Source organism: Rathayibacter sp. AY1B4 (assembly GCF_002932815.1).
Lineage (GTDB): Bacteria > Actinomycetota > Actinomycetes > Actinomycetales > Microbacteriaceae > Rathayibacter.
Window position 1 is genome coordinate 89,916 of the sequence record NZ_PSWN01000004.1, and the last position, 10,533, is coordinate 100,448.

A 10,533-nucleotide genomic window follows, 5' to 3' on the forward strand; every position below is an offset into this window, starting at 1 on the left:
GATCCGGCGGAGCGGGGTCCCTCAACGGTCCGGGGTTCCCTCAGCGGGCCGACAGGCCGCGGTAGACGGCGTCCAGCCGGGCGGCGGCGGCCGGCCAGGAGTGGGCGGCCGCCCAGTTGACGCCGCCGCGGCCGAGACGCGCCAGCTCACCGGGCGAGCCCAGCAGGGTCAGGATCGCCTCGGCCCACGCCGCGGGGGAGTCGGAGTCGAGCAGCACGCCGCTCCCGCCGTCGCGCACCGCGTCCACCAGGCCGGTCGTCCTATGCGCGAGCACGGGAGTGCCGCTGCCGGCCGCCTCGAGCGCGATCAGCCCGAAGGTCTCGGCCGCCGAGGGCACGAGCGCCAGCTGCGCGCTCCGGAGCCGCTCCGCCACCCGGTCGCGGTCGGCGGCCCCCTCGATCAGCACTCGATCTCTCAGCGGAGCCGCCGCGGCGCGCACCGCGTCGAGGTAGGACTCCCGGCCCGGTGCCGCCCCGCCCACCAGCCGCAGCACCGGCCGCTCCGCCGGCGCGATTCTCGCGAGCGCCTCGACCGCCAGCAGCTGGCCCTTGAGCGGCTGCACCCGGCCGACCAGGACGACTCCGGAGCGCTCGCCGCCGCCCGGGCGGAACCGCGCGTCGACTCCGGGCGGCACCACGACGACCCGGTCCGGATCCGCGCCGTACCCGCTGACGACGTCCTCCCGCTCCGAGGCGCCCGCCACCACGATCGCGTCGGCGGAGGCGAGCACGGCGCGCTCCGCGTCGATCCGCTGCTGCGGCTCCGCGACGTCGCCCGGGGCGAGCCGGGCGTTCTTCGCGAGCGAGCCCGAGTGCATCGAGTGCACGTGCGGCCTGCCGGTGAGCGCCCCCGCGAGGCCCGACACCCAGTAGTGCGAGTGCACGACGTCGGCCCCCTCCGCGGCGCGCGCGAACTCCGGCGCCGCGGCTGCCAGCGCGTACTTGTCGCCCGCCGGCACCGGCACGCCGACCACCCGCACACCCGGCGCGAGCATGCGGACGCCCTCGCCGCGGGTCAGCACCTCGATCTCCCAGCCGAGCGCCGCCAGCTCCGGGAGCACCGCCGCGAGGTACACGTTCATCCCGCCCGCGTCGCCCGTCGACGGCTGCTCGAGCGGGGAGGTGTGCGCCGAGACGACGGCCAGACGGGGCATCCCTCCATCGTAGGGACGGCCGTGCGTCCTCCACGGATCCCGGCCCGCGGCTCGCAGCGCCTCCGGAATCGGGTTGAATAGACGGATGCGCTCGTTCGAGCGCGGAGAGCGTGAGGTCCATGGCCCGCCAGAGTCCCCCCGGTGAGGTGCTGCCGTCGGCCGCACCCGGGCCGGTGACCGCCGGCCACGAGCCCTTCTCCGAGCAGGACATCCGCGCCCTCGTCGGAACCGCCGCCGTCGAGAAGGGCACCGCGTACGCGGACGAGGGCCGCGTGCGCGAGCTGCAGTGGTTCGGCGGCCGCACCCGCCTCTTCGGCCAGGTCCGCGGATCCGGGCGCTCGCCGTACGCCGTGAGCGTGCAGCTCCGCGACGAGGGCGAGCACTGGACCCTCCTCGGCGGCGCCTGCAGCTGCCCGGTCAAGCACGAGTGCAAGCACGTCGCCGCCGTCCTGATCGAGGCCCTGCGCCGCGAGCGCGAGGGCGGAGCGGCCGGTCCCTTCCCGGGCGAGGCCGCTGTCGACGCCGTCCCGGAGTGGCGCAGCGCGCTCGCCCCACTCCTCGCCGGCGCGGAGCGCTCGCACACCGGCATCCCGCTCGGCCTGCAGTTCGAGCTGCTGCCCGGCGAGCCCGTGCGTCGCCCGCCCGGCCGCTACAACTCCTACCGGCCGCCGCCCGAGCCGCGCCCGCGCCTGGGCGTGCGCCCGGTGCGGATGGGCGACCGCGACCGCTGGGTCCGCACCGGCACCAGCTGGCGCGACCTCGGCTACCTGCACTACAGCCACGACTACGACGAGCGCCAGATCGACGTGATCCGCGAGATGCAGGGCCTGCTCTCCGGGCACAGCGCCTCCAGCTACTACTCGCCCGACACCTGGCTCTACCTCGACCAGTGCCGGAGCGAGGCGATCTGGGCGGCACTGCACGGCGCCGTCCGCGCGGGCATCGGCCTGGTGATGGGCGACCGCGACCAGACGCCGCTGAAGATCCTCGACACGACGGCCACCGCCTCCATCGACGTCACGCGCACCGCCGCCGGCCTCGAGCTGCGCTCGCTCGTCGCGATCGGCGACCACCCGGCGCCCGAGGAGTTCGGCTTCATCGGCGACCCGGCCGTCGGCCTCTACACGTGGGAGGGCGGCGACGAGATGCGCGCCCGCCCGGTCACGCTCATCCCGTTCGCCGCGCCGCTGCTGTCCTCCGCGCGCACGTTCCTCTGGAGCCGCGAGGCCATCCGCATCCCGGTGGCCGAGGAGTCGGCGTTCCTCACCGAGCACTACCAGCGGCTGCACCGGCTGTTCGACATCGTCTCCCGCGACAGCTCCTTCGAGGCGCCGGCGGTGCCCGAGCCGCGCCTCGGCCTCACCCTCGAGCACACCGACGGCGCGGGCCTGCGCGGCTCGTGGTGGTGGCGCTACGGAGTGGAGGGAGCGCGCGGCGGCGTGGACGCCGAGCGGCTCCCGCTGCGGGTCGGCGAGGACGCGGGCTACCGCGACCCCGAGGCCGAGCAGCGGATCCTCGACTCCCTCGTGGGAGCGGGTCTCGACCCGGAGTCGACGCCTGCCCTGGTGTCGCCGTCGAGCAGGCGCCTGCGCCCCACCTTCGACCTGCGCGGCATGCAGACCGTCGGCTTCCTCACCGGCGAGGTCGAGCGGCTCCGCGAGCTGGGCACCGTCGAGATCGAGGAGATCGGCGAGCGCGTCGAGTACCGCGAGGCGCAGACCGCGCCCGTGGTCGCCGTGCAGACCGTCGCCCAGCCCGACAGCCGCGACTGGTTCAACCTCGAGATCTCCGTCACCGTCAACGACGAGGCGGTCCCGCTGGCCGAGATCTTCCTCGCGCTCGCCCGTGGCGACGAGTACATGGTGCTGCCCAGCGGCGTCTACTTCGCCCTCGACGACGAGCGGTTCGGCCGCCTCCGCGAGCTGATCGCCGAGGCCCGCGAGCTCTCGGACGACCCCGGCGAGACCCTGCGGATCAGCCGGTTCCAGTCCTCCCTCTGGGACGAGCTGGTCGAGCTGGGCGTCGTGGAGGCCCAGGCCGCCGCGTGGCGCCGCTCCGTGGAGGGGCTTTCCGGCTTCACCGCGACCGGTGCGCTGGAGTCGCGGGTCCTGCCCGAGGGCTTCGCCGTGGAGCTGCGGCCCTACCAGCAGCTCGGCTACGACTGGCTCTCGTTCCTCTACGACAACCAGCTCGGCGGCGTGCTCGCCGACGACATGGGCCTGGGCAAGACCGTGCAGTCCCTCGCCCTGGTCACCCGGGTGATGCAGGAGCAGCGCGCCGCGGCCGCGGAGGCGGGCACCTCGCCGCGCCCGTTCCTCGTCGTCGCGCCCACCAGCGTGGTGCCCAACTGGGTCGGCGAGGCCAAGCGCTTCGCCCCGGACCTCCGCGTCGTCGGGATCGACGAGACGTCGAAGAAGAAGCGGAAGGCGCTCTCGAGCGTCATCGGCGAGGCCGAGCTGGTCGTCACCTCCTACGCCCTGTTCCGGCTCGACTACGAGTCGTACTCAGGCATCCAGTGGTCGGGGCTCCTCCTCGACGAGGCGCAGTTCGTCAAGAACCGCCAGTCGGCGACGCACCAGCTCGCGCGCCGGCTCGACGTGCCCTTCAAGCTCGCCATCACGGGAACGCCGATGGAGAACAACGTGATGGAGCTCTGGTCGCTGCTGTCGATCGTCGCTCCGGGCCTGTTCCCCTCGCCCGCCGGGTTCGTCGAGTTCTACCAGAAGCCGATCGAGCGCGAGGCCGACAGCGAGAAGCTCTCGCAGCTGCGGCGGCGCATCCGCCCGCTGATGCTGCGGCGCACCAAGGAGCTCGTCGCCAAGGAGCTGCCGCCCAAGCAGGAGCAGACCCTCGAGGTCGAGCTCGGCCCGAAGCAGCGGAAGGTCTACGACACGTACCTGGCGCGGGAGCGGCAGCGCGTGCTGGGCCTGATCGGCGACTTCGAGAAGAACCGCTTCGCGATCTTCCGCGCGCTGACCGTGCTTCGCCAGGTCGCGCTCGACGCGGCACTGGTCGACGAGGCGCACGAGAGCGTGCCCTCCACCAAGCTCGACCTGCTCGACGAGCTGCTGGGCGACGCACTCGGCGAGGGGCACCGCGTGCTGGTGTTCAGCCAGTTCACGCGGTTCCTCGGCCGGGTCCGCGGGCGGCTGGACGCGGCGGGCATCGAGTACGCCTACCTCGACGGAGCGACGAAGAAGCGCGACGAGGTCATCGAGCGGTTCCGCTCGGGCGCGGCGGGCGTGTTCCTGATCTCGCTCAAGGCCGGCGGCTTCGGCCTCAACCTCACCGAGGCCGACTACTGCATCCTGCTCGACCCGTGGTGGAACCCCGCCACCGAGTCGCAGGCGGTCGACCGCGCGCACCGCATCGGCCAGACCCGCTCGGTCATGGTCTACCGCCTGGTCGCGAAGGACACGATCGAGGAGAAGGTGATGGCCCTCAAGGAGGCGAAGGCCGCGCTCTTCGCCGCGGTCATGTCGGACGACGGCGCGGCGGCCACCGGCGGGATCACCGCCGAGGACGTGCGCGAGCTGCTGGGCTGAGCGCCGCCGCTACTCGCGCACCTGCTCCAGCAGGGTCGTGACGGCGGCGCGGGTGTCGGCGGCGAGCCGTCCGAGGCGGTGCGCGGCACGGATCGACACCGGCCGGTAGGGGTGCACGAGCCGCCGGGCCGCCGTGCAGGGCAGCGCGAACGCCGCGACGACGCCCGCGTCGATCCCGTCCAGTCCGCCGTCGTCCCGGCCGAAGACGAGCTCCCGGCCCTCGAGGGCGAGAGCCTCCGGCAGGTCGGCCTCGCCGATCGGGAGGCGCAGCACGGCGAGCAGGCCGGCCGCCTGCACCCGGCGCGGCAGCGGGCGTCCGAGGCGTCCCGCCGCGTGCACCGTGAAGAAGTCGGCCTGCCGCTCCAGGATGCCCGTGACCGTCTCGGCGAGGCGCTCCATCTCGGGGTGCAGCGAGAGCCGGGCGAGCCGGCGGTAGCCGTGCACCGCGACCCGGGCGTCCACCGCGAGGGCCAGCGCGACGGGGCCGGCGAGGGAGGCCGCGGCGCGGTCGAGGAGTGGGCGCGACCTCACCGTCGGCTCCGGCGGGCGGACGTCGATGCCGCGGATCTGCGGCGAGGCCGCGAGCACCTCGCCCAGGGCGTCGGCGATCCGGTGCCGCTCGGCGGCCCAGACGGACGCGAACGCTCGGACCTGCTCGTCGGGGTGGGCGCGCGCGAGGGGGAGCACCCGGGCCACGGTGGCGTGCTCGATCGCCCGCAGGTACGCGGTGGCGACGATGGCCTCGCGGTCCAGCGGCACCTCCTCGAACTCGCGCACCGAGAAGTGCTCGCGCAGGGCGCCGTGCGCGCTGCGGTGGTGGTCCTCGAGGTCGAACGGTTCCGCGATGCCCACGTCGTGCTCCTCCGCTAGTCCGGTCCCTCCATCCTGGGCCCCCGGTGCGAGAGGCGGAAGAGCACGCGCCCATCCCTGGGACACTGGGAGCCGGTCATCAGGCGGCCGGGGGAGCGGGGCGGGATGAGCGGGGCCCGGACCTCGGCGATCGGCGCCGTCCTCCTCGCCGCCGTCTGCTTCGGCACGACGGGGACCGCCCAGGCCCTCGGAGCGGCGGGCGTCGATCCGCTCCTCCTCGGGGCGGCGCGCATCGTCCTCGGCGGCGCCCTGCTGGCCGCTCTCCTCGGCGTGGAGGCTCTGCGCCGGCGGAGCCGCTCCCGCCCGACCCGGGCCGTCGTGCTGCTCGTCGTGCTCGGAGCGGTCGGTGTCGCCGCGTACCAGCCCGCCTTCTTCACCGGCACCGCGCAGAACGGAGTCGCGGTCGGCACGATCGTCGCCCTCGGCTCCGCTCCCGCCTTCACCGGCCTGCTGGAGTGGCTCGTCCTGCGGACGACGCCGAGCCCGCGCTGGTTCGCCTCGACCGCGCTCGCCGCGGTCGGCGTGGTGCTCCTCAGCGGAGGCGGATCCGGCGGCGTGACACTCCCCGGCCTCGCCGCGTCGGCCGGCGCCGGCGCCTCCTACGCGCTCTACGCCGTCTGCGGCAAGCTGCTGCTCGAGCGCGGACTCAGCCCCGTCGCCGCCATGGGAGCCCAGTTCGGAGCCGCGGCGCTGCTGGCGCTCCCGTTCCTGCTGCTGGGCGATCCGTCGCGGCTCTCCGGCTCGATCCCGGCCGTGCTCTGGCTCGGAGTGGTGACGGTCGCCGTGGCCTACACCTTCTTCGCGCGCGGCCTGCGAGTGCTTCCCGCGGCGACCGTCTCGACGCTCACCCTCCTCGAGCCGGCGACCGCGACCCTCCTCGGCGTGGCGGTGCTGGGGGAGCGGCTGACCGCGGGAGCCGTCCTGGGCGTCGCGGTGCTGGTGGCGGCGGTGCTGCTGCTGGCGGTGCGGGGGCGCGGCCGTTCCGGTGCGCGGAGAGAGGCGCCGGCGCGCTCCGCGGAGTAGCGTCGACTCCCACCGACCCGACGACGAGGCGGAGCGCATGACCAACCCGTGGCTGGCCCGCCCTGGCAGCGGTCGGCGGCGCGCGCTGGTCGAGGAGTCGTGGGAGCGCGCACGGCGGCGGCGCCTCGATCCGGACCGGCTGACGGCGCCGCTCTCGTTCTCGGGCGACGACCTCCGCGAGTACCGCACCGGGCATCCGCTCGCCTCGGTCCTCCCGGTCATCCGCCGCCTGCTGGTGCGCGACGCCGACGAGGACAGCGGCGTGCTGGTCGCGGTGGGCGATGCGCTCGGGCGGCTGCTCTGGATCGACGGGGACCAGCACCTCAAGAGCCTCGCCGAGGGGATGTCGTTCGTCGAGGGCGCGGCGTGGGCCGAGCCCGACGTCGGGACGTCCGCGCCGGGGACGGCCCTCGTGCTCGATCACGGCGTGCAGATCCACGGCGCCGAGCACTTCGCCTCGCTCGTGCACCCGTGGAGCTGCACCGCAGTCCCCGTGCACGACCCCGAGACGCACGAGATCCTCGGAGTGATCGACATCACCGGAGGCGCCGACGTCGTCGCCCCGCAGACCCTCCCGCTGATGGAGGCGACCGCCGCCGCCGTCGAGAGCGAGCTGATGGTGCAGCGGCTCCTCCGCCCGCGGCGGCCCGCTGCACGGAGCACGGCGGCGGCCCGGGCGCCGAGCCTGCGGGTCCTCGGGCGCGAGACGGGCCTGGTGACGGCCGCCGGAGCGACGCTCGAGCTGAGCACCCGGCACGCCGAGATCCTGACCCTGCTCGCCTGGCACCGGGCCGGGCTCTCGGCCGAGCAGCTCGCCCTCCTGCTCCACGGCCGGGACGACGCGGTGGTCACCGTCCGCGCCGAGATGGTGCGGCTGCGCCGCGCGCTCGAGCCGACCCTCCCGCGCCTCGTGCCCCTCTCGCGCCCCTACCGCCTGGCGAGCCCGGTCGACCTCGACGCCCGCCAGGTGCTCGGCCTGCTCGACCGCGGCTCCCACCGCCTCGCCCTGGACGCCTACCGGGGCGCGCCGCTGCCCTCGTCCGAGGCGCCGGGGATCCGGGCGATCGCCGGCGAGCTGCGCCTGCGGGTGCGGGCGAGCGTCCTCGCCGATGCGGCGCCCGCGACCCTCCTCGCCTGGGCGGAGGGCCCGGACGGCCGCGACGACGCGGAGGTGTGGCGGGAGCTCCTGCGCGTCCTCCCGCCCCGCTCGCCGCGGCGTGCCGGTGTCGCCGCGCACCTCGAGACGATCGAGGCGGAGCAGCGCTGAGCCGTCCCGTCCGCTCCCGGGAGTCCCGCCGGAGCCGTCCGGCCGCGGAGCCGTCTCGCTAGCCTCGACGCATGAGCACCCTCGCACCACCTCCCCAGGCCCTGGCGAGCGGAGTCGCGGGGGGTCTGCTCCTGATGGCGGTCTTCACGATGTGGTGGGCGAGCGACACCACGGTCGGCTGGCCGGCACCGGCGGCGACGACCGCCGTGACCGTCTGCGCGCTCGCGGCCGTGGTCTTCGCCGTGCAGGCCGTCCGCCTCCTCGTCGCCCGGCGGAGGATGGCGGTGGAGCTCACCGACGCCGACCGCGCGGCGAAGCCGAACGGTCTGCTGTTCGGGGCGGTCTTCGCCGCGGAGGGCGTGCTGATCGGTGTCGCGGTGGGCGTCCTCACCGGCACCGGGCTCGAGCGGTTCCTCGTGCCGGCCATCGCCGTGATCGTGGGCCTGCACTTCTACCCGATGGCGAGGATCTTCGGCCGGACGCTCGACCTCTGGCTCGCCACCTGGACGACGCTGGTCGGAGCGATCGGAGTCGTCGTGGTCCTCGTCGACGGCTCCGCCTGGCCGCAGGTGTGGTCCTGGGTCGGCGCGGGGGCCGCAGCGGCCACGGTGACCTACGGCGTCTACATGAGCCGGATCGCCCAGCGTCTGCTCGCGAGCGTCTGAGGTCCGGGCCGCGGGGCCGTCCTCCTCGGGCGGCCGCGTCTCCGCCCGGCCGGTCCGGCCTCCGTCCTCGCCGCTCCCGCCGGTGCGTCGACCCGTGCAACGTCGTGCAACCCCCCGCGACGTAGCGTCAGGACCGGGCGCCCACCCCGCGCCCACGACAACGACGTCGATGGAGGTCCACATGACGCTGTACGCCGACCAGGTCGCCGAGCAGGCACCGCAGGAGCCGGGTTCCACGGTCTACGCGAATCCAGGCACGGAGGGATCCGTCGCCTCCTTCCGCTCGCGCTACGACCACTACATCGGAGGCGAGTACGTCGCCCCCGCGAGCGGCCAGTACTTCGAGAACATCACCCCGATCACCGGGAAGCCCTTCTGCGAGATCGCCCGCGGCACCGCCGCCGACGTCGACCGCGCCGTCGAGGCGGGCTGGAAAGCGTTCGCGAGCTGGGGGAAGACCAGCCCCGCCGAGCGCTCGAACATGCTCCTGAAGATCGCCGACCGCATGGAGGCGAACCTCGAGCTGCTCGCCGTCGCCGAGACGTGGGAGAACGGCAAGCCCGTGCGCGAGACCCTCGCCGCCGACATCCCCCTCGCCATCGACCACTTCCGCTACTTCGCCGGAGCGATCCGCGCGCAGGAGGGAGGCGTCTCCGAGATCGACCACGACACGATCGCGTACCACTTCCACGAGCCGCTGGGCGTGGTCGGGCAGATCATCCCCTGGAACTTCCCGATCCTGATGGCCGTGTGGAAGCTCGCACCGGCGCTCGCCGCGGGCAACTGCGTGGTGCTGAAGCCGGCCGAGCAGACGCCGGCGTCCATCCACGTGCTGCTCGACCTGATCGGCGACCTCATCCCCGCCGGCGTGCTCAACGTCGTCAACGGATTCGGGTTCGAAGCGGGCGCCCCGCTCGCCTCCCACCCGCGCATCCGCAAGATCGCCTTCACCGGCGAGACGACCACCGGCCGCCTGATCATGCAGTACGCCAGCGAGAACCTCATCCCGGTGACGCTGGAGCTGGGCGGCAAGAGCCCCAACGTGTTCTTCGCCGACGTCGCCGCGGAACGCGACTCCTTCTACGACAAGGCGCTCGAGGGCTTCTCGTTCTTCGCCCTCAACCAGGGCGAGGTCTGCACCTGCCCGTCGCGGGCGCTCGTGCAGCGCTCGATCTACGACGACTTCGTCGGAGACGGCCTCGAGCGGGTCAAGCGGATCAAACAGGGCAACCCGCTCGACACCGCCACGATGATCGGCGCCCAGGCCTCGAACGACCAGCTCGAGAAGATCCTCTCCTACATGGACATCGGCAAGCAGGAGGGAGCGAAGCTGCTCATCGGCGGCGACCGCGCCGACCTCGGCGGCGAGCTCAGCGGCGGCTACTACGTCAACCCGACCGTGTTCGAGGGCCGCAACTCGATGCGCATCTTCCAGGAGGAGATCTTCGGACCCGTCCTCGCCCTCACCTCCTTCGACGACTTCGACGACGCGATCGGCATCGCCAACGACACCCTCTACGGCCTCGGCGCCGGCGTGTGGAGCCGCAACGGCGCCCAGCTCTACCGCGCCGGCCGGGCCATCGAAGCCGGCCGCGTCTGGTCGAACACCTACCACCAGTACCCCGCGCACGCGGCGTTCGGCGGCTACAAGCAGTCGGGCATCGGACGCGAGAACCACAAGGTGATGCTCGACCACTACCAGCAGACGAAGAACCTCCTCGTCTCCTACGCGGAAGGACCGATGGGCTTCTTCTGAGCTGATGTGCACGCGCTCCTCGTTCCTCGTCGCCCGTGCCGCGGTCGGCTCGCCGACGTGGCCGGGTGGGGAGGAGCGGGGAGCGTCCGCACCGAGACGGATCCGCTGGCACGCGGATCCGTCGTTCGGTGCTGGTGTGCACGGGCTCCTCGTTCCTCGTCGCCCGTGCCGCGGTCGGCTCGCCGACGTGGCCGGGTGGGGAGGAGCGGGGAGCGTCCGCACCGAGACGGATCCGCTGGCACGCGGATCCGCCG

The 10,533-nt window shown here is 74.0% G+C and carries 7 protein-coding genes; 5 read left to right on the plus strand and 2 right to left on the minus strand.

The features are described from left to right. Positions 1-40: 40 nt before the first annotated feature. On the minus strand, positions 41-1,153 hold the full coding sequence (locus C5D66_RS03775) for a glycosyltransferase (protein ID WP_104254869.1): 1,113 nt from the start codon (positions 1,151-1,153) through the stop codon (positions 41-43). Between the two features lie 119 nt (positions 1,154-1,272). Here C5D66_RS03775 and C5D66_RS03780 point away from each other — a divergent pair, with 119 nt between their 5' ends. Further along, positions 1,273-4,698, plus strand: coding sequence for a DEAD/DEAH box helicase (locus tag C5D66_RS03780; protein WP_104254868.1), 3,426 nt, complete (start codon positions 1,273-1,275; stop codon positions 4,696-4,698). 9 nt (positions 4,699-4,707) lie between these two features. Here C5D66_RS03780 and C5D66_RS03785 read toward each other — a convergent pair whose 3' ends face one another. Continuing rightward, positions 4,708-5,550 (minus strand): hypothetical protein, encoded by an 843-nt coding sequence (locus tag C5D66_RS03785; RefSeq protein WP_104254867.1) that lies wholly within the window; start codon positions 5,548-5,550, stop codon positions 4,708-4,710. A gap of 123 nt (positions 5,551-5,673) precedes the next feature. Here C5D66_RS03785 and C5D66_RS03790 point away from each other — a divergent pair, with 123 nt between their 5' ends. The 4 genes from C5D66_RS03790 (at position 5,674) to C5D66_RS03805 (ending at position 10,279) form a co-directional block, all read left to right on the plus strand. Continuing rightward, the gene (locus C5D66_RS03790; protein WP_104254866.1) at positions 5,674-6,591 is read left to right on the plus strand and encodes a DMT family transporter; all 918 of its coding nucleotides are present in this window, start codon (positions 5,674-5,676) and stop codon (positions 6,589-6,591) included. 37 nt (positions 6,592-6,628) lie between these two features. Then, positions 6,629-7,858 carry a GAF domain-containing protein gene (locus C5D66_RS03795; protein ID WP_104224191.1) on the plus strand — a complete coding sequence of 410 codons (1,230 nt, stop codon included), beginning with the start codon at positions 6,629-6,631 and terminating at the stop codon, positions 7,856-7,858. A gap of 71 nt (positions 7,859-7,929) precedes the next feature. Further along, positions 7,930-8,523: a hypothetical protein gene (locus C5D66_RS03800; RefSeq protein ID WP_146079253.1), complete on the plus strand. Its 594-nt coding sequence runs from the start codon at positions 7,930-7,932 to the stop codon at positions 8,521-8,523. Between the two features lie 181 nt (positions 8,524-8,704). After that, positions 8,705-10,279, plus strand: coding sequence for an aldehyde dehydrogenase family protein (locus C5D66_RS03805; protein ID WP_104233506.1), 1,575 nt, complete (start codon positions 8,705-8,707; stop codon positions 10,277-10,279). Positions 10,280-10,533: the final 254 nt, after the last annotated feature.

Bases quoted from the DNA above. Each gene is read 5' to 3' on its own strand.
- C5D66_RS03805 (WP_104233506.1), top strand. From the start codon at position 8,705: ATGACGCTGTACGCCGACCAGGTCGCCGAGCAGGCACCGCAGGAGCCG.
- C5D66_RS03775 (WP_104254869.1), bottom strand. From the start codon at position 1,153: ATGCCCCGTCTGGCCGTCGTCTCGGCGCACACCTCCCCGCTCGAGCAG.
- C5D66_RS03795 (WP_104224191.1), top strand. From the start codon at position 6,629: ATGACCAACCCGTGGCTGGCCCGCCCTGGCAGCGGTCGGCGGCGCGCG.
- C5D66_RS03790 (WP_104254866.1), top strand. From the start codon at position 5,674: ATGAGCGGGGCCCGGACCTCGGCGATCGGCGCCGTCCTCCTCGCCGCC.
- C5D66_RS03800 (WP_146079253.1), top strand. From the start codon at position 7,930: ATGAGCACCCTCGCACCACCTCCCCAGGCCCTGGCGAGCGGAGTCGCG.
- C5D66_RS03780 (WP_104254868.1), top strand. From the start codon at position 1,273: ATGGCCCGCCAGAGTCCCCCCGGTGAGGTGCTGCCGTCGGCCGCACCC.